Raw genomic sequence first — 19,320 nt, forward strand, 5'->3', positions numbered from 1 at the left:
CCTTGCTAGATATCGGCGTGCATCAGCCGCGTGGAGTTGTCGTTCAATTCGACCCCTGCCGTGGCGCCGACAAGCACAGTGCCGCCGATATTAGCCATGTGCCGCCCGAAGGCGCAATTCGGTTCGAAGGCAAAGCACATGCCCTCTTGCAGCGGAACGTCGCGCCCGACGGTGGGCAGCCGCTTCAGCGCAGGATAGCGGGCGGCTTCGGGTAGCGATTCGATGCCCGGTGCGGTGCCGAATCCTACAGGACCGTAAGGATTGATGCTGTGGATCAGCGGATGGACGTGCCAGCCGCCTGCCGCCAGCAACGGGGCTTCCATGGCGTCCACCACATCGCCAAACGTGCGGCCAACGCGCAATGTCTGCACGCCTGCCTCGTAGCTTGCGCGGGCGATGTCGGCCGCGCGCAGGATATCGGGATGCACCTCGCCGAGCGCCACGGCAGCCTGGTGTTGCGTTTCCATCATGCCGTACAGGGCGAAGATCTCGGACAGGATCAAATCCCCTTCGCGCAGCACCCTGGGCGCCTGGGCGCGGTATTGCCATGCCGCAGGTCCCCAACCGACATACTCCGGGCCCGACCCGAGCAGTATTTCGGCCGTATATCCGCCCATCGAAAAGCAGGTTGCCGTCACCGCCGCCACTAATTCGGCCTCGGAGACGCCCGGTTTGGCGGTGGCCCGAAGGGTTTCGCTCATGGCTTCGCCGATATGTGCGGCGTAACGCAGCAAGCCAAGTTCTTCTTCGCTTTTTACGGACGCGCGCTGGAAGAAGGCCCGGAACACCGGAACGAATGCCGCGTCGGGCATCGCTGCCTCCAATGCCTGAAGCGTCCTGGCCGGCATGGCGCCGTCGAAATAAAAGGGCGGATAGGGTTCCAGCCCGATGATGCCGATCCGGGTGCCGTTCATCCCGCGGCTTGCCAGCCAGGCGCCGACATCGCGGCCCGTCTTGCCAACGAACAACTGTTCGGGCGCGATCCATTGCAGGTCGCCGCGCAGGGCCGCTTGCAGGTGGTCAGCCACCATCAACGACGCAAAGGTGTAGACCCGCGGCGTTTCGTCGCCGATGAAAACCACCATCGATCCCGGGCGGTCGTTGGTGAAGTAGCAGTCCTGGGCAAAACCGGCAGGCGCGCAGGCCTCCCGGTCGCCATACACGATCAGGGCTTCCAGGCGCTCGGCATGCATCACCTCGCGGGCAAGTTGCCAGCGGCGGTCGCGTTCAGCGAGGGTGAGGGGGGGGGAAGGGAAGGCAGGCAAGGCGAAGTCCTGATGGGGAGGGTTGAGACAGGCTCGCAATTTAATTCATTCAAATGAATTAATCAATTGAGGGGGAGCCTCCGTATTGACTGCCCGTCGCGCGTTGTTTTATTCTGGTTCCCTAATAAGGAACTTAAGTTCCGTTTTATGGAACAAGCATGAGTATTCTCGATGGGGTCCAACGCGTCCTCGGGTTGTATGCGGAAGGCGCGGCGGAACTGAGTTTCACTGACGTGGCCGCGCGCCTGGCCATGCCCAAGAGCACGGCCTCCCGCCTGCTGAACCAGATGCAGCACTACGGCATGCTGGACCAGGACGCCGCCACGCGCCGCTATCGTCCCGGCGCGTTACTGGCCCAGGCCGTGCGCGCCGGCATGGCTGCCACGCCGCTGGATGAAGCTTGCCGCGCCGTGCTGGCGCGCTTGTCGGACGACAGCGGCCTGACGGCCTATCTTTCCACGCTTAACCAGCGTGAAACCGTGGTGCTGCAACGATTGAACGGTTCGCATCCCGTGCAGGTGCTGTCGCCGCCCGGCTCGCGCCGCAACGCCTCGGGCACAGCCATGGGGCGCGCGCTGCTGTCGCGCCTGAACGATGCCGAATTCCAGGCCCTGTATGGCACGGATGCCGCCCAGCCCCTGCCGATGGAAGGGCGCGACTGCCCCGCCACGGTCGGCGACCTGGCCCGCTTGGTCGCGCAGACCCGTGCAGACCATTGTGGCGTGGCCATCGATCAGGCCATGCCCGGCATCGGTGCCGTGGCGGCCGCCGTGCGCGACCCGGCAACGGGCGAATTGCGCGGGCTGTGCCTGTCGTTCGTGTCATTCCAGGCCGATGCGGCGCGCGTGGCGCGCCTGCGTGAATCCGTGCTGCAGCAGGTGGCCGCGCTAGGCCGCGAATTGAATGACCCTTACTGGTTGAGCTGAACTTCTCCCTTTCCCGATGCGTCCTCGCGGGCGCCATCCAGAACATCCCTTGACGGAATCTTCCCCCATGAACCTCTTGCTCCTCAGCAATTCCAGCAGCGACGCCGGCTACCTGGTCCACGCGATGCCGGACATCCGTGAATTGATCGAATCCCTGCCGCAAGGCGCGCCGGCCGTGTTCGTGCCGTTCGCCGGCGTCACGCGCGACTGGGACGACTACACCGCGCTGGTCGTGTCGGCACTGGCCGACACCGGCCTGGCCATCCAGGGCCTGCACCGCGCCGAAGACCCGGTGGCCGCGCTGGAAAGCGCCGCGGTCATCATCGTCGGGGGCGGCAACACCTTCAATCTGTTGGGCCAGCTGCGCCGCCAGGGCCTGCTGGACGTGGTCGCGCGCCGCGTGCGTGCCGGTGCGGCCTACCTGGGGTGGAGCGCCGGTTCCAATCTGACGTGCCCCAGCATCTGCACCACCAACGACATGCCCATCACTGATCCGGAAGGTTTCGACGCGCTGGGGCTGCTGTCGTTCCAGATCAACCCGCACTACACCAACGCCCACCCGCCGGGGCACCGCGGCGAAACGCGCGCCCAGCGCCTGGCCGAGTTCTGCACGCTGAATCCGACGATGCCCGTGCTGGGCCTGCCCGAAGGCGCGGCGCTGCGCGTGCGCGGCGACAAGGTCTCGTTGATCGGCCCGCATGATGCCCCGCTGTTCCAGGGCCACGCCGAGCCGCGCGTGTTCCGGCCGGGTCCGCTGGAGATCCCGGCATGAAGCAGGTGATCGATACCATCGAGCTGCTGTCGTCCGCGCACATCACGGGCGAAGCCGTGGCGCAGGTGCTGCGCGATGCCGGCCAGTGCGAGGTGGAAGTGACCCGCCTTGAACGCGACGGCGCGGCCACGGATTTTCTGTCCATCGTGATCCCCGGCGCGGATGACACGGCGCCGCAGCTGGGCATCGTGGGCCGCTTGGGCGGCATCGGCGCCCGCCCCGCAGTCACGGGCCTGGTGTCGGACAGCGACGGCGCGGTGGTTGCCATTGCCGCGGCGCTCAAGCTGATGGCGATGGCACGCCAGGGTGACGTCATGCCGGGCACCGTGCGCATCCGCACGCACATCTGCCCGCGCGCCGGCACGCGTCCGCACCATCCCGTGCCGATGATGCGTTCGCCGTTCCCGATGCGCGAAATGATGTCGTACGAAGTCGATCCGCGCATGGACGCCATCTTGTCGGTCGACACGACGCGCGGCAATCGCCTGGTCAACAAGCGCGGCGTGGCGTTGACGCCGGTGGCCAAGCAGGGCTACCTGCTGCGCATTCCGGAAACGATGCTGGACGTGATGGGCTGGGTCAGCGGGGAACTGCCCGTGACCCTGCCGCTGACCACGCAGGACATCACGCCGTACGAGAACGGCCTGTGGCATGTGAATTCGCTGATGCAGCCGGCGATCGTGACGGATGCGCCGGTCGTGGGCGTGGCGCTGACCGCGCAGACCACCGTGCCCGGTTGCGCGACCGGCGTCACGAACGCGGTGGATGCCGACGTGGCGATGCGTTTCTGCATCGAGATCGCCAAGCTGTACGGCCAGCGCACGATGACGTTCTTCGACGACGCGGAATGGGCGGCCTTGCAAGGCCGCTACGGTTCGATGGCCCATCTGCAGACCGTCGGTCGTGTCGACGGCGGCGCAGCATGAGCGCGCCCCATTCGCGCCGCGTGGCCTTCTTCACCATCGGTGAATCGCCGCGCAGCGATGTCGTGCCCGAGATGGCGCGGCTGCTGGGCGAGACCGTTCAGATCAATGAATTCGGCGCGCTCGATGGGCTGGATGCCGCGGCGTTGGCCGCAATGGCCCCGCGGGACGGCGAATACCGTTTCGCCACGCGCTTGCGCGATGGCGCCCAGGTCCAGCTGGATGCCGCCGCCGCCGAAGCCCGGCTGGCAGCGGTCATGCAGCAGGCGGACGGCGCCGGCTACGACGTGCTGGTGCCGCTGTGCACCGGCACCGCCATCGCGCCAATGCGCACACTGGTCGTCGAGCCGCAGCAGGTCGTCGACCATCTGGTCGCGGGCTTGTCGCAGCACTGCCGCAAGGTAGGGCTGGTGGTGCCGCTGGCCGAACAGGTCGACTTCTTTCACATGGCCGTGCCGCTGTCCTGCGAAACGCAGGTCGTGCACGCCTCGCCCTATGAAGCCGATGCCGGCCAGGCCGCCCGCAATTTCGCGGAAGCGGGCCAGGCGCTGGCGTCATGCGACCTGATCGTCATGCATTGCATGGGCTACGCGGAGCGCATGCGCCAGGCCGTCGCGCAGGCGTCCGGCCGCCCGGTGCTGCTGTCGAACCGCCTGGTCGCGCAGGCGCTGTCGCAACTATTGGAATAACGCCGCCAACGCTGGCCGATGCACGGTTGCGGATCCGTTGTCTGCCGCCGTGCCGGATGAGCGGCGAGGGGAGACGAAGCTGTCTTCGTCAATTTATCGTTCGGAGTGTCCTTTCATGTTCAGCCTTACCCTGCACCGCGCCGTTGGCGCCTTGTTCGCCATCACCGCCCTGACGGCCGCCTCTACGGCGGTCGCCGCCGATGCGTGGAAACCCACAAAACCCGTGCGGCTGCTGGTGGGCTTTGCGCCCGGCGGCTCGGCCGACACGCTGGCGCGCCTGCTGGCCGAACCGCTGTCGCAGCAGCTGGGCCAGACGGTCGTCGTCGAAAACCTGGCTGGCGCCGGCGGCAACATCATGGCGTTCCGCCTGTCTCAATCGCCCGCCGACGGCTACACCATCGGCATTGCGGCGGCCGGTTCCATGGCCATCACCCACGTGCTGAACCCCAAGGGCACCAACTACAAGCCCGCGGACTTCACGCCCATCACGCTGGCTGCGGTCCAGCCGAACGTGGTGATCGTGAACAAGGACGTGCCCGCCAACAATCTCGCCGAACTCAAGGATTATTTCCAGAAGACGCCGACCGCCACCTACGGCACGGCGGGCGTGGGCATTTCCAACCACCTGATCGCCGAAACCATGCTGTACAAGATGGGCGTGAAAGTCCCGCACGCCGCCTATCGGGGCGCCGCGCCGGTCATCACCGACCTGTTGGGCGGCCACATCGCGATGACGATGGACAACATCTCGACCGCGGCGCCCCTGGCCTCGCAAGGCAAGGTCAAGGCCATCGCGGTCGCATCGATCAAGCGCGCGCCCCAACTGCCCAACGTGCCGACGCTGGACGAACAGGGCCTGAAGGGTTTCGACATGCCGACGTGGCAGGGCGTGTTCGCGCCGGCAGGCTTGCCCGCCGACGTGCTGGCGGCCTACTACGCCGCGCTGCAAGACGTGCTTAAGCAGCCTGGTGTGATCGAGAAGATGGCGGGCCTGGGCTCGGAGCCGGTGACGGACATGACGCCCGAGAAGACCAGCCAGTTCCTGGAAAACGACCGCAAGCAGTGGGCCGATATCGTGAAGGCCGCGAACATCAGCCTGGAGCAGTAAGCGGCTAAGGAAGAGTTGGTCCCAATGACACCCGGCAAGCGCCGGGTGACTTCATTCTGCCATCGTGTGGCATGCGCGATGCCCCCGATCCTTCGTAGGATGGGTGAAGCGCGAGAGATCGGGGGTAAGAACGCACGTCTGGAGCGCGCGTAACCCATCAAACAACGCTGGCTTGCTAAGCCGGTTCAGCCACAACGCGGCCGCCGCTTGATGGGTTACGCGCGTTCGACGGCAGAGTTCTTGCCGCCGATCTCCCGCGCTTCACCCATCCTACGCCGGGTACCTTGCGGCGATTTCGGCGATCAGGCGGCGTGCGGCGTCCAGCTTGTCGGCGGCGGGCAGGGGGTGTGCGCCTTGCTCGTCGAACAGCACCAGTTCGGTGGTGTCCGCGTCCATGACCTTATGCGCCAGGTTGCCCACCAGCAGCGGGATGCCCTTGCGGGCGCGCTTGGCTTCTGCGTGTTCCGCAAGCTTTTCGGTTTCAGCGGCAAATCCCACGCACCACGGGCCGTTTTCCAGCTTGGCCACTTCGGCCAGAATGTCCGGATTGGGTTCGAATTCCATCAGCGGCGCGCCGCCGCCTTCGCTGGTCTTCTTCAGCTTCTGCGTACTGACGTTCTTCACGCGCCAATCCGCCACGGCAGCCACCGCAATGAAGATGTCGGCGTCGGCGGCGCTGGCCATCACGGCGTCGTGCATCTGGCGCGCGGTCATGACCGACAGCGCGGTGACGCCGCGCGGCACGGGCAGGAAGGTGGCGCCGGTGATCAGCGTGACGCGGGCGCCGGCTTCGCGGGCCGCGCGGGCCAGCGCGTAGCCGGTCTTGCCCGACGAGCGGTTGCTCAGCACGCGCACGGGGTCCACCGGTTCGGACGTGGGGCCTGCGGTCAGCAGCACGTGGCGGCCGGCCAGCAGCTTGGGTTGGAAGAAGGCGATCAGGTCGGTCAACAGCTCATGCGCTTCCAGCATGCGGCCGTCGCCGGTTTCGCCGCAAGCCTGTTCGCCGGCCGAGGGGCCCAGGACGCTGATGCCGTCGGCGCGCAATTGTTCGACGTTGCGCTGCGTGGCCGGGTTGGCCCACATCTCGCGGTTCATCGCGGGCGCCACCAGAAGCGGACAGGCGCGCGCCAGGCACAGCGTGGACAGCAGGTCATCGGCCATGCCATGCGCCAGCTTCGCCATGAAGTCGGCGCTGGCGGGGGCGATCAGCACGGCGTCCGCGCCGCGCGTCAGGTCGATGTGCGCCATGTTGTTGGGCACGCGCGCATCCCAGGCGTCCACGAACACCGGCCGGCCCGACAGGGCCTGCATGGTGACGGGGGTGATGAAGTGCGTGGCCGCCTCGGTCATCACCACGTCGACCGTGGCGCCTTGTTCGGTCATGCGCCGCACCAGCTCGGCGATTTTGTAGCAGGCGATGCCCCCGGTCAGACCGAGGACGATGCGTTTGCGGGCGAGATCGAGCATGAGGGCGTGGCGGCGGGTTCAGCGCCGTGAAAACGAGGAATGGAGGGTGATTTTATTCTGCATTGCGGCATTGCGCCGTTCGCGATGCATTCAGGGGGGATCAAATAGGGCAAAACCCAGCCCCGTGGGAGGGGCGGCCGGGGCGTTGCGCCCCGGCGGCGGTCGTCAGGCTTGCAGTTTCTTGCGGCTGCGGAGCAGCTCGTCCAGCACCAGCAGCACGGCGCCGCAGCTGATTCCCACGTCCGCCAGGTTGAAGGCGGGGAAGTAGGAGTCTTTCCAATAGAACAGCAGAAAGTCCACCACGTGGCCATACACCACGCGGTCGATGACGTTGCCGATGGCCCCGCCCAGGATCAGCGTCAGCGCCAGGCTGAACCGGGGCTGCCCATGCGTGCGCCGCAGGATGATCGTGATGACCACTGCCGCCACGATGCCCAGGGCAGTGAACAGCCAGCGTTGCCAGCCTTCTTCGGACGCCAGGAAGCTGAATGCGGCCCCCCGGTTGAACAGCAGCGTGAAATCGAAAACCGGCAGCACGTTGACCCGTTCGCCGTACTGGAACGAGGTGTTGAAGTACACCTTGGTCAACTGGTCCAGCACGATGATCAACAGCGCCAGCGCCAGCCAGCCGCCCACGCGCGCCGGCGCGGCGCGGGTGGGGGCCGTGCCCGTCACTCCCGGATCGGAGGGGCGGGCCATGTTCAAGCCTTGTCGCGGGCTTCGCCCGAGCCGAACAGGTTGGACACGCAGCGGCCGCAGATCTCGGGGTGGTCAGCGTCCTGGCCCACGTCCAGGCGCCAATGCCAGCAACGTTCGCACTTCTTGTGCGTCGACGGCGTCACCTCGATGCGGGTCTCGCCTTCGCCCGCGTGCACGGTGGCGCGCGAGACGATCAGCACGAAGCGCAGGTCGTCGCCCAGGCTGGCCAGCAGTTGCTGGTCGTCGCCATTGGCGTACAGGTCGACTTCCGCTTGCAGCGACGAACCGATGTCGCCCGCCGTGCGCACTGCTTCCAGCTTGCGCTGGACGTCGGCGCGGATGGCGCGCAGGCGCGCCCACTTGGCGGTCAGCGCGTCGGCGTCGGCAAACGGCGGCAGCGCGTGGTAGACCTCGGTAAAGATCGTCGTGCGGGCCGCGTCGGCCTGGTGCTTCAGGGCGGACCCGACCAGTTCCTTCCAGGCTTCTTCAGCCGTGAAGGACAGGATCGGCGCCATCAGCTTCAGCAGCGTCTGCGTGATGTCCAGCAGCGCCGTCTGCGCCGAGCGGCGCGCCACGCTGCCGGGGGCCGACGTGTACAGGCGGTCTTTCAGGATGTCCAGGTAGAACGCACCCAGGTCTTCCGAGCAGAACGTCTGCAAGCGCGAGACGGCCGGGTGGAAGTCATAGCGTTCGTAGTTGGCCTGCACTTCGGACTGCATCTGCGCCGTCATGGCCAGCGCGTAGCGGTCGATCTCGAAGAGGTCGCCGTACGGCACCGATTGCGACACCGCGTCGAAGTCGGCCACGTTGGCGAGCAGGAAGCGCAGCGTGTTGCGGATGCGGCGATAGCCTTCCACCACGCGCTTCAAGATCTCGTCCGAAATGGACAGTTCGCCCGAGTAGTCGGTGGACGCCACCCACAGGCGCAGGATTTCCGCTCCCAGCGAGTCCGACACCTTTTGCGGGGCGATTACGTTGCCCACCGACTTGCTCATCTTGCGGCCCTGGCCGTCCACCACGAAGCCGTGCGTCAGCAGCGCCTTGTAGGGCGGCTGTCCGTACAGCATGCAGCCGGTCAGGAGCGAAGAATGGAACCAGCCGCGATGCTGGTCCGAGCCTTCCAGGTACAGGTCGGCGGGCCACCCCAGTTCAGCGCCGTGCGAGCCGGCGAATTCGCCGTCCTTGCCGCCCAGCACCGTGGCGTGCGTGCTGCCGGAATCGAACCAGACGTCCAGCGTGTCGCGGTTCTTTTCGTACTGGTCGGCTTCGTCGCCCAGCAAGTCGCTGGGTTCAATGGCTTGCCAGGCTTCGATGCCGCCTTGCTCGACGCGCTGCGCCACCTGTTCCAGCAATTCGGACGTGCGCGGGTGCAGTTCGCCGGTTTCCTTGTGCACGAAGAAGGCCATCGGCACGCCCCACTGGCGCTGGCGCGACAGGGTCCAGTCCGGACGGTTGGCGATCATGGCGTGCAGGCGGGCGCGGCCCCAGGCCGGGTAGAAGGCCGTGGCGTCGATGCCGGCCAGCGCCGATTCGCGCAGGGTCGGGCCGCCATCCTTGGGGGCCACGTCCATGCCGGCAAACCATTGGCTGGTAGCGCGGTAGATGATCGGCGTCTTGTGGCGCCAGCAGTGCATGTAGCTGTGCTTGTGCTTTTCGACGTGCATCAGCGCGCCGGCTTCGGTCAGCACTTCGACGATCTTGGGGTTGGCGTCCCAGATGGACAGGCCGCCGAACAGCGCCAGGCTGTCCACGTACTTGCCGTCGCCCATGACCGGGCTGATGAAATCAGTGTCCTTCATGCCGTGCGCCTTGCACGACACGAAGTCTTCAATACCGTAGGCAGGCGCCGAGTGCACCACGCCCGTGCCCGAGTCGGCCGTGACGTAGTCGCCCAGGTAGATAGGCGAGCGACGATCGTACGCGGCATTGAACTGCGCCAGCGGATGACGGAATTCGATGCCCGACAGCGCTTCGCCCGGTGCCGTGGCGATGATTTCGCCTTCCAGGTTCCAGGATTTCAGGCAGGCTTCGACGCGGTCTTTCGCGACCAGCAGCAGGGGGCCGAACTTGGGCGCCGGGGACACCCGCACCAGTGCGTACTCGATTTCCGGATGCACGTTCAGCGCCTGGTTGGACGGGATGGTCCAGGGCGTGGTGGTCCAGATCACGATGGCGCCGTCTTCCACCGACTCCAGGCCGAAGGCCTTGGCCAGCTTGGCCGGTTCGGCAAACGGGAAGGCGACGTCCACGGCCGGATCGACGCGGTCGGCGTATTCCACTTCGGCTTCGGCCAGGGCCGAGCCACAGTCGAAACACCAGTTCACGGGCTTCAAGCCGCGGAATACGTAACCCTTGTCCAGGATGCGGCCCAGCGCGCGGATTTCGTCGGCTTCATTGCTGAAATTCATCGTCATGTACGGACGGTCCCAGCCGCCCAGCACGCCCAGGCGCTTGAAGTCCTTGCGCTGGCGGTCGATCTGCTCCAGCGCGTAGGCGCGGGCCTTCGACTGCACTTCCGCCACGGGCAGGTGCTTGCCGTACTTCTTTTCGATCTGGATTTCGATCGGCATGCCGTGGCAGTCCCAGCCCGGCACGTAATGCGCGTCATAGCCGGCCATGTTGCGGCTCTTGACGATGATGTCCTTCAGGATCTTGTTGACCGCGTGGCCGATGTGGATGTCGCCGTTCGCGTAGGGCGGACCGTCGTGCAGCACGAAACGGGGCCGGCCGCGGCTGGCCGCACGGATCGCCTGGTAGACGTGGTTTTCCTCCCACTGCGAAATCCAGGCGGGCTCGCGCTTGGCAAGGTCGCCCCGCATGGGGAAGGGGGTATCGGGCAGGTTGAGGGTCTTTTTATAGTCCATGAACGGCAAAATAGGCGCGCGCGTTTCGCGCGTCTTCGGCGATGGCGGCAGTCAGGGAAGGGAGATCAGGAAATTTTTCTTCGTCCCGCAGCTTGTGCAGGAATTCGACGCGTACGAGTTTACCGTAAGCGTTGACCGTGTCGTCCAGCAGGTGCGACTCAAGCAGCACGCGGCCGCGGTCTTCGACCGTCGGGCGCACGCCCAGGCTGGCAACCGCAGGCAGCGGGCGCTCGGCCAGGCCATAGACCTGCACCACATAGATGCCCGAGCGGGCGGCGCAGCGTTCGGCCACGCGCAGGTTCATCGTGGGAAAGCCCAGGGTCCGGCCCAGCTTCTGGCCATGGATCACGTGGCCGCTGATGTGGTACGGGTGGCCCAGCAGATGGCGGGCGCGGTCCAGGTCGCCCACGGCCAACGCCGTGCGGACCTCGGAACTGGAAATCCGGTGGCCTTGCTGATCGGTCACGTCGGCCAGCGTCTGCACCTCGAAACCATGGCGCATGCCGGCTTCGCGCAGCAGGTCGATATCGCCGCTGCGCTTGTGGCCGAAGCGGAAATCCTCGCCCACCAGCAGCCATTTGGCTTGCAGCCCCTGCACCAGCAGGTTCTCGATGAAGGCGTTGGCCGACATTTCGGCCAGCCGGGCGTTGAAGCGTTCCACCACGACCTGGGACACGCCGTAGCGCGCCAGCGCCGCCAGCTTGTCGCGCAGTCCGGATATCCGGGTGGGCGCCAGTTCGGGGCGTTGGTTCAGGGTGGCGAAATACTCCCGCGGATGCGGCTCGAAGGTCATGACGGCGGGCGTCAGGCCGCGCTCGCGAGCGACTTGGCAGACGCGCGCCAGCATGGCCTGGTGCCCGCGATGGACGCCGTCGAAATTGCCGATCGTCAGCGCGCAAGGGGCGCGCCGGTCGGGCGGAGGCAGGGATCGGTAGATGCGCAGCGATGGTTTCACGAGCGAGAGTTTACAATTTTGGATTCCGGGTTTGTTCTAATCCCCCCAACCATTTCTGCGCGACCGGTATTTCCGGGGTGCGCAATGGCGGCGGACAAGCCCTTTTGCGACAAGCAAGGCGCCCCTGCCGGGCGCCCTGGGGGCTAAATATTTGGATTCTTCTATCTTGCCGGAAACACAATTTTCTAAACGCCGCCTCGTCATCCTGATCTCGGGGCGGGGCAGCAACATGCAGGCGCTGGCCGAAGCGTGCCGCGACGAGGGCTGGCCGGCCGAAATCGCCGCCGTCATCGCCAGCCGGCCGGATGCCGGCGGCCTGGAATGGGCCGCCGCCCAGGGCATCCCCACGGCAGCCCTGTATCATAAGGACTACGCCAGCCGCGAAGCGTTCGATGCGGCCCTGGCCGCTGAAATCGACCGCTACGCGCCCGACTACGTCATCCTGGCGGGTTTCATGCGCGTCCTGACCCCGGGCTTCGTCAACCACTATGCCGGCCGGCTGGTCAATATCCACCCCTCGCTGCTGCCGGCGTTTCCCGGGCTGCACACCCACGCCCAAGCCCTGGCGACGGGGGTGCGCGTACACGGCTGCACGGTGCATTTCGTGACACCGGTGCTGGACCACGGCCCCATCATCGCCCAGGGCTGCGTGCCGGTCCTGGCCGGCGATACGCCGGAACTGCTGGCTAATCGCGTGTTGGCAGTGGAACATCAGGCTTTTCCGGCTGCCGTGCGCTGGCTGGCCGAAGGCCGGGTTACGCTGACAAATGACCACCGGGTGGACGTGCAGGGCGATCCCGCGCGCCTGTTCACCTGGTCGCCGGCCGCTTGAGCGGCCCCGAATCGCACTGAATCGCTTTTATCGGGCGGAACTCCTCCGCCCCACTGGAACACACCATGACTAAACCCCAATCTCCGCGTTCTCGTCCGGCAGGCACCCCGAGGGCAGCCTCCGAAGGGCGCGACGGTCGGTCCTTTTTCTCGCGTCCCAAGGGCGACGCCCGCGAGGCGCCCCAGCGCGAGCGCAGCGATCGTGGGCGCGACGAGCGTCCCAGCCGGGATGCCGGCCGTCCGGCCCCGCGCCCGTCGTTCGACGCGCCGCGCGGCGAGAACCGCGGTGAAAACCGTGGCGAACGCGGCGCCTTCGGCGGCGATCGTCGGGAAGGCCAAGGCCGGCCCACGCCGCGTCCGTCCTACGACGCACCGCGTGGCGAGAACCGTGGCAACGGCCCGCGAGGCGATAGCCGGGGTGGGGAACGGGCCTCCTACAGTTCGGAGCGCCGTGAAGGCCAGGGCCGCCCGGACTCGCGTCCGTCCTACGGCAACGGCCCGCGTGGCGACAGCCGTGGCGGCGAACGTGCTCCCTACGGTTCGGACCGCCGTGAAGGCCAGGGCCGTCCAGACTCGCGTCCGTCCTACGGCAACGGCCCGCGCGGCGACAGCCGTGGCGGCGAACGCGCCTCTTATGGTTCGGATCGCCGCGAAGGCTCCGGCCGTCCGGATTCGCGTCCGTCGTACGGCAATGGTCCGCGTGGTGACAGCCGTGGCGGTGAACGCGCTCCCTACGGTTCGGACCGCCGCGAAGGCTCCGGCCGTCCGGATTCGCGCCCGTCGTACGGCAACGGCCCGCGCGGCGACAGCCGTGGCGGCGAACGTGCCTCCTACGGTTCGGATCGCCGCGAAGGCTCCGGCCGTCCGGATTCACGTCCGTCGTACGGCAACGGCCCGCGCGGCGACAGCCGGGGCGGCGAACGCACGTCGTATGGTTCCGAGCGCCGCGAAGGCCAGAACCGGCCGTCCTATGATGCGCCGCGCGGTGATGACGCTTCGCACGGCCATCGCGAGCAGGCCCCGCAAAAGCCGCAATTCAACCGTCCGCGCCAATCCTATGCGGCCATCCGTATCGACCAGGTGCAGCGTGTCCTGGGCGAAATCCTGCAATGGACCTATCCGGCCGATTCCGCGCTTTCGCACTGGCTGCGCCACCATCCCAACCTGGGCGCGCGCGACCGTTCCGAAGTCGCCGAAGCCGTCTATGACGTGCTGCGCCATCTGCGCCGCTACCGCCAGTTCGGTGAAAGCGGCGTGGGCCCGGCCTCGCGCCGTCTGGCCATCCTGGGCCTGAACGCCACGCTGGGCGCCGAAGCGCTGGAAGAGGGCATGGACGCCGCCGAAGCCGAATGGCTCAAGCGCGTGTCGCAGATCGATCTGGCGACCTTGCCCCGCGCGGTGCGCGGCAGCATCCCCGACTGGCTGGACGAACGCCTGAGCCAGATGGACAGCCCGGAAACCCTGGTCGAAGCGCTGAACCGCCAAGCCAGCCTGGATCTGCGCGTCAACCCGCTCAAGGCCGAGCGCGACGCCATGTTGACGGAACTGCAGCAGAGCGCCGGTCGCTACGAACCCGTGGCCATGCCGTTTTCGCCGTGGGGCATCCGCATGGAAGGCCGTCCGGCCATCAATCGCTGGCCGCAGTTCGAAAACGGCAGCATCGAAGTGCAGGACGAAGGCAGCCAATTGCTCGCCCTGCTGGTCGCCCCGCGCCGCGGCGAAATGATCATCGACTTCTGCGCCGGCGCCGGCGGCAAGACGCTGCTGCTGGGCGCGCTGATGCGCTCCACCGGCCGCCTGTACGCCTTTGACGTGTCCGCCGCGCGCCTGGCCCGCGCCAAGCCGCGCTTTGCGCGTAGCGGCCTGTCCAACGTGGTGCCTGTCGTGATCGACAGCGAGAACGACGCCCGCGTGAAGCGCCTGGCCGGCAAGGCCCAGCGCGTGCTGGTCGATGCGCCTTGCAGCGGCATCGGTACCTTGCGCCGCAACCCCGACCTGAAATGGCGCCAGCACCCCGAGGCGCTGGCCGAATTGGGCCGGTTGCAGGAACGCATCCTGAACAGCGCCGCGCGTTGCGTGGCGCCCGGCGGCCGCCTGGTGTATGCCACGTGCAGCCTGCTGGCGGAAGAAAACGAGGTGCAGGCCGAGCGATTCCTGGCCAGCCACCCCGAATTCGAGCGCCTGGACGCCGCCGAGATCCTGGCCGCGCGTTGCGAAACGCTGAAGCTGGAAGGTCCGTACGTCCAGCTGCGCCCTGACGTGCACGGCACCGACGGCTTCTTTGCCGCAGTGTTCGAGCGCAAAAAGAAGGGCGCAGCCGGCGCAACGGCCGAAGCCGCCGACGCGGCGGAGGCCGACGCCGATCTGGACGCCGATGTTGATTTGGCCCTGGACGAGGGCGAGGACGCGGGCGCGCCGGTCAAGGCCGAAGCATCTGCTGCCGACACGGCCGAGACGACCCCCAGGGGCGAATCCGAAGCCGAAACCCTGGCTGACGCCGTCCCCGAGGCCGACGCGGCCAAGGAAGACAAGCCGGCCTGATTCGCGATCGGTTCGCGCCGGCTCAGGGAGCCGGCGTGACGCCGACTGTCGCGCTGAATCGGCGGGTGCCCAGCGTCTTGTTCTGGTATTTCACTTCCCAGGCCAGGGTGTCGGCGCCCGGCTGGTCCGCCTGGTAGACCACCTGCGAGACCGCCACCGGCCGATAGGCGCAACGCCCCGAATCGCTGGACTGGCCGCGCGTCTGCATGATGCTGGCCTTGCCCAGCTTCGGGCTCTGCGTGATCTGCACGCGCGGCGCCCGCAGCGCCAGGCAATCCGACCCGCGGATCTCGTAATACGAGGCCAGTACGACGACGTCGCCCGACTTCATCGTCTGGGCGGGGGCGGGCGCGGCGAACGCAATGGCCAGCGTCGACAGGGCCGCAAATAAATAGGGTCGGATTGTTTTCGGCAACATCAGTGGGGCAAAAGAGACAATTTGGTCAGGGGGTAAGGGCGGCGAGTGTGCGCCGGGAACGTGGCGTCCTCAAGACGAAATCCCCTTGCTGACAGGAACTTTAGTAGCGAAATGTAGCCAAAACCTAGTGCCATTGCGAATACCCCCCACTTTCATGGGGTAGACGGCCCCACGCGCCGGATGTCCGCAAGGCTCGGCCTCGCGATTGCCCGAAATGGCCGCGAGAGAGGGCTTTTGTGCTCTAAAATCGGGGCTTAGTCCTTGATTTCGCTCAAAAACTATTTTGAAACTCCCTTGTCATAAGAAGACAAAGGTAAGCTAAACTTCAGGCACTTCTCAAGCGAGGCTCATAACAGCTTTATGGATTACATCCTCTCCTTCATTGCCGGCGGTCTGACCCAAGCCACTTGGTGGCAGGTCGTCGTATTCACCCTTGTCGTGACGCACATCACGATTGTTGCGGTCACGGTTTTTCTCCATCGCAGCCAAGCGCACCGCGGTCTGGATTTGCATCCGGCTGTCATGCACTTCTTCCGTTTCTGGCTCTGGATGACGACCGGCATGGTCACCAAGGAATGGGTCGCCATTCACCGCAAGCATCACGCCAAGTGCGAAAAGGAAGGCGATCCTCACTCGCCCATGCTGTTCGGCATCTGGAAGGTGCTGTTCCGCGGTGCGGAGCTGTATCGCGAAGAATCGAACAACAATGAAACCATGGCCAAGTTCGGCCACGGCACGCCTGACGACTGGCTCGAACGCAACGTCTACAGCAAGCACAGCTTGTGGGGCGTGCTGTCCATGCTGGCCATCGACGTCGCCCTGTTCGGCGCCATCGGCGTGACGGTGTGGGCTGTGCAAATGGCCTGGATTCCCTTCTGGGCGGCTGGCGTCGTCAACGGCATCGGCCACTACTGGGGCTACCGCAACTACAACAGCCCGGACACCAGCACCAACGTGTTCCCGTGGGGCATCGTGATTGGCGGCGAAGAACTGCACAACAACCACCACGCCCACGGCACGTCGGCCAAGTTCTCGGCCAAGTGGTACGAATTCGACATCGGCTGGTGCTACATCAACATCCTGAAGTTCTTCGGCCTGGCCAAGATCAAGAAGGTTGCGCCCAAGCTGAAGCTGGATGACACCCGCACGGGCATCGACCTGCGTACGCTGCAAGGCGTGATCACGCACCGCTACGAAGTCATGGCCCGCTATGCGGACGTGATCAAGAGCGCTGCCCGCGAAGAACTGAGCAAGTTGAAGGCTTCGCGCCAGGAAGGCAACGCCGAATGCGGCTATACCAAGCTGCATCAAGTGCGCCGCGCCATCCACCGCAACGAGGACATCCTCCAGCCTGAACAGCTTGCCGCCGTGGACAAGGCCATCGCCCAGAACAAGTCGCTCGCGACCCTGGTGCAAATGCGCCGCGAACTCGGCCGCATCTGGGAAAGCTCCAGCGCCAGCAGTGAACAGCTCCTTCATGACTTGCAGGCCTGGTGCCAGCGCGCCCAGCAAAGCGGCATCGCCGGGCTCGAGCAGTTTGCTCAACATCTGCGCCGCTACGCGGCATGATGCTAGAGAAGCTCAACCCTGAACAACGCGCCGCAGTAACGTTAGAACCGCAGCACGCCCTGGTCTTGGCCGGGGCGGGCAGCGGGAAGACCCGGGTACTCACTACCCGCATGGCCTGGCTGATTCAAACCGGCCAGGCTTCGCCTTTTGGGCTTCTGGCGGTCACGTTCACCAATAAGGCCGCCCGCGAAATGCTGGCGCGCATGTCGGCGATCTTGCCGATCGACACCCGCGGTCTCTGGATCGGGACGTTCCACGGCTTGTGCAATCGCATGCTGCGCGCGCATCACCGCGATGCCGGCTTGCCGCAAAGCTTCCAGATCCTGGACGTCACTGATCAGCTTGCCGCCATCAAGCGCCTGATGAAGGCCAATGGCGTTGACGACGAAAAGTACCCGCCGCGCGATGTGCAGCGCTTCATCAACGGCGCCAAGGAAGAAGGCCTGCGTCCGCAGGACGTCGAAGCCTATGACGCCCATCGCCGCCGCCTGATCGAGATCTACCAGCTTTACGAAGCCCAGTGCCAGCGCGAAGGCGTGGTCGACTTCGCTGAGCTGCTGCTGCGTGCCTACGAACTGCTGTCGCGCAACGCGCCGGTTCGCGAACACTACCAACGCCGTTTCCGCCACATCCTGGTCGACGAGTTCCAGGACACCAACACGCTGCAATACAAGTGGCTGCGCCTGTTGGCAGGCGGCGGCGCGGCCATCTTCGCCGTGGGCGACGATGACCAGTCCATCTATGCCTTCCGCGGCGCCAACGTCGGCAACATGTCCGACTTCGAGCGCGACTACGCGCATGGCACCGTGATCCGGCTGGAACAGAATTACCGTTCGTTCGGCCACATCCTGGATTCCGCCAATGCGCTGATCGGCCATAACAACGGCCGCCTCGGTAAGAACCTGTGGACCGACCAGGGCGAAGGTGAACCGGTGCGCGTCATCGAGCAGCCTTCCGACGGCATGGAAGCCCAATGGATCGTGGACGAAATCCGTTCGCTGATCCATGACGGCAGCCTGCGCCGCGAGATCGCCGTGCTATATCGCAGCAACGCGCAATCGCGCGTGCTGGAGCACGCCATCTTCTCGGCCGGCATTCCCTACAAGGTCTACGGCGGCCTGCGCTTTTTCGAGCGCCAGGAAATCAAGCACGCGCTGGCGTACCTGCGGTTGATGGCCAACCCCAACGACGACACGTCGTGGATGCGGGTCGTCAACTTCCCGACGCGCGGCATTGGCGCGCGTACGCTGGAACAACTGGCCGACGCGGCCCGCGCGCACGACACCAGCCTGTATGCGGCGGTGGCGTTGGTGGGCGGCAAGGGCGGGTCCAACCTGGCCCAATTCGCGCAGCTGATTCATCGCCTGATCGAAGAAACGCGCGATCTGCCGTTGCCGGAAATGGTCGAGCACATGCTTGAGGCCAGCGGCCTGAACGCCCATTACAAGGCCGAACGCGAAGGCGCCGAACGCCTGGAAAACTTGAACGAACTGATCACGGCCGCGGCTGTGTTCGCTTCCGAAGAGAACTACGACGGCATGCCCGCCGGCGTGGTGCCTGAGCAGGCCACCTCGTCGACGCTGATGCCGGGCGTGGTCGACGCGCCCATCGTGGCCTCCGACGGCCTGACGCCGCTGGCAGGGTTCCTGTCGCACGCGGCGCTGGAAGCCGGCGACAACCAGGCCCAGCAAGGCCAGGACGCCGTGCAACTGATGACGGTGCACGCGGCCAAGGGCCTGGAATTCGACGCGGTCTTCATTACCGGCCTGGAAGAGGGGCTGTTCCCGCACGAGAACAGCATCCTGGAACAGTCCGGGCTGGAAGAAGAGCGCCGCCTGATGTATGTGGCGATCACCCGCGCGCGGCAGCGCCTGTACATCAGCCTGGCCCAAAGCCGGATGCTGCATGGCCAGACGCGCTACGCCATGCGCTCGCGCTTCCTGGACGAGATTCCCGAAGAGCACCTGAAGTGGCTGTCGCCCAAGGCTGGCCTGGCGCCGGTCAGCAGCACGGGCGCTGGCTGGGGCGGGGGCAATCGCGGCGACGCTTTTGGACGCAAGGCCACCAACACCATTGCGCCGCGTCAACCGCGCGGCGTGGCAAGCGGTGTCACGGTGGGCGACAAGCAGTATCGTGTGGGTCAGGGCGTGCGTCACGCGCGGTTCGGCGACGGCACGATTATTGGCTTGAGCGGCGCAGGACAAGACGCGCAGGCAGAGATCCAGTTCCGCGACGTCGGCGCCAAGACCTTGGCGCTGGGCATCGCCAAGCTTGATATTGTTCAGGGTTGAAA

Annotated in this window: 15 protein-coding genes; 9 read left to right on the forward strand and 6 right to left on the reverse strand. The window is 66.0% G+C overall.

The window, feature by feature from the left end; translation table 11 throughout:
• Nucleotides 1–5: 5 nt before the first annotated feature.
• Nucleotides 6–1,265: a M24 family metallopeptidase gene (locus CEY09_RS20205; RefSeq protein ID WP_088590032.1), complete on the reverse strand. Its 1,260-nt coding sequence runs from the start codon at nt 1,263–1,265 to the stop codon at nt 6–8.
• Nucleotides 1,266–1,423: 158 nt separating this feature from the next.
• Here CEY09_RS20205 and CEY09_RS20210 point away from each other — a divergent pair, with 158 nt between their 5' ends.
• The 5 genes from CEY09_RS20210 to CEY09_RS20230 all read left to right on the forward strand — a co-directional run bounded on the left by CEY09_RS20210 (nt 1,424) and on the right by CEY09_RS20230 (nt 5,683).
• Entirely contained in the window at nt 1,424–2,191 is a 768-nt protein-coding gene (locus CEY09_RS20210; RefSeq protein WP_088590033.1) for an IclR family transcriptional regulator, read from the forward strand.
• A 67-nt stretch (nt 2,192–2,258) separates the two neighbouring features.
• Nucleotides 2,259–2,963, forward strand: coding sequence for a dipeptidase PepE (pepE, locus tag CEY09_RS20215; RefSeq protein WP_088590034.1), 705 nt, complete (start codon nt 2,259–2,261; stop codon nt 2,961–2,963).
• Complete coding sequence (locus tag CEY09_RS20220) at nt 2,960–3,889, forward strand: DUF1177 domain-containing protein (RefSeq protein ID WP_006227923.1); 930 nt, start codon at nt 2,960–2,962, stop codon at nt 3,887–3,889. The genes pepE and CEY09_RS20220 overlap by 4 nt, the downstream gene beginning before the upstream one ends.
• A complete protein-coding gene (locus CEY09_RS20225; RefSeq protein ID WP_088590035.1) occupies nt 3,886–4,575 on the forward strand; it encodes an AroM family protein in 690 nt (229 codons plus the stop codon). Before CEY09_RS20220 ends, CEY09_RS20225 begins: the two co-directional genes overlap by 4 nt.
• A gap of 115 nt (nt 4,576–4,690) precedes the next feature.
• Nucleotides 4,691–5,683, forward strand: coding sequence for a Bug family tripartite tricarboxylate transporter substrate binding protein (locus CEY09_RS20230; protein ID WP_088590036.1), 993 nt, complete (start codon nt 4,691–4,693; stop codon nt 5,681–5,683).
• A 270-nt stretch (nt 5,684–5,953) separates the two neighbouring features.
• Here the strand turns inward: CEY09_RS20230 and coaBC are convergent, their stop codons facing one another.
• The 4 genes from coaBC to CEY09_RS20250 all read right to left on the reverse strand — a co-directional run bounded on the left by coaBC (nt 5,954) and on the right by CEY09_RS20250 (nt 11,668).
• Nucleotides 5,954–7,150 carry a bifunctional phosphopantothenoylcysteine decarboxylase/phosphopantothenate--cysteine ligase CoaBC gene (coaBC, locus tag CEY09_RS20235; protein ID WP_006227926.1) on the reverse strand — a complete coding sequence of 399 codons (1,197 nt, stop codon included), beginning with the start codon at nt 7,148–7,150 and terminating at the stop codon, nt 5,954–5,956.
• A gap of 165 nt (nt 7,151–7,315) precedes the next feature.
• The gene (gene lspA, locus CEY09_RS20240; protein WP_088590037.1) at nt 7,316–7,849 is read right to left on the reverse strand and encodes a signal peptidase II; all 534 of its coding nucleotides are present in this window, start codon (nt 7,847–7,849) and stop codon (nt 7,316–7,318) included.
• A 2-nt stretch (nt 7,850–7,851) separates the two neighbouring features.
• Nucleotides 7,852–10,713 carry an isoleucine--tRNA ligase gene (gene ileS, locus CEY09_RS20245; protein WP_088590038.1) on the reverse strand — a complete coding sequence of 954 codons (2,862 nt, stop codon included), beginning with the start codon at nt 10,711–10,713 and terminating at the stop codon, nt 7,852–7,854.
• Complete coding sequence (locus CEY09_RS20250) at nt 10,703–11,668, reverse strand: bifunctional riboflavin kinase/FAD synthetase (RefSeq protein WP_006227929.1); 966 nt, start codon at nt 11,666–11,668, stop codon at nt 10,703–10,705. The genes ileS and CEY09_RS20250 overlap by 11 nt, the downstream gene beginning before the upstream one ends.
• Before the next feature lie 166 nt (nt 11,669–11,834).
• Between CEY09_RS20250 and purN the strand changes: the two genes are divergently transcribed.
• Together purN and CEY09_RS32705 are read left to right on the forward strand one after the other, a co-directional pair.
• A complete protein-coding gene (purN, locus tag CEY09_RS20255; RefSeq protein WP_006227930.1) occupies nt 11,835–12,500 on the forward strand; it encodes a phosphoribosylglycinamide formyltransferase in 666 nt (221 codons plus the stop codon).
• A 1,079-nt stretch (nt 12,501–13,579) separates the two neighbouring features.
• A complete protein-coding gene (locus CEY09_RS32705) occupies nt 13,580–15,040 on the forward strand; it encodes an RsmB/NOP family class I SAM-dependent RNA methyltransferase (protein WP_088590126.1) in 1,461 nt (486 codons plus the stop codon).
• A gap of 22 nt (nt 15,041–15,062) precedes the next feature.
• Here CEY09_RS32705 and CEY09_RS20265 read toward each other — a convergent pair whose 3' ends face one another.
• Nucleotides 15,063–15,458: a hypothetical protein gene (locus CEY09_RS20265; RefSeq protein ID WP_088590039.1), complete on the reverse strand. Its 396-nt coding sequence runs from the start codon at nt 15,456–15,458 to the stop codon at nt 15,063–15,065.
• A gap of 360 nt (nt 15,459–15,818) precedes the next feature.
• On the opposite strand from CEY09_RS20265, the gene CEY09_RS20270 reads away from it, so the two are divergent.
• Together CEY09_RS20270 and CEY09_RS20275 are read left to right on the forward strand one after the other, a co-directional pair.
• Nucleotides 15,819–17,027: a DesA family fatty acid desaturase gene (locus CEY09_RS20270; protein WP_006227933.1), complete on the forward strand. Its 1,209-nt coding sequence runs from the start codon at nt 15,819–15,821 to the stop codon at nt 17,025–17,027.
• A complete protein-coding gene (locus tag CEY09_RS20275) occupies nt 17,024–19,318 on the forward strand; it encodes a UvrD-helicase domain-containing protein (RefSeq protein WP_006227934.1) in 2,295 nt (764 codons plus the stop codon). The genes CEY09_RS20270 and CEY09_RS20275 overlap by 4 nt, the downstream gene beginning before the upstream one ends.
• Nucleotides 19,319–19,320: the final 2 nt, after the last annotated feature.

It is taken from the genome of Achromobacter marplatensis (genome assembly GCF_002209535.1).
GTDB classification, from domain to species: Bacteria; Pseudomonadota; Gammaproteobacteria; order Burkholderiales; family Burkholderiaceae_B; genus Achromobacter; species Achromobacter marplatensis.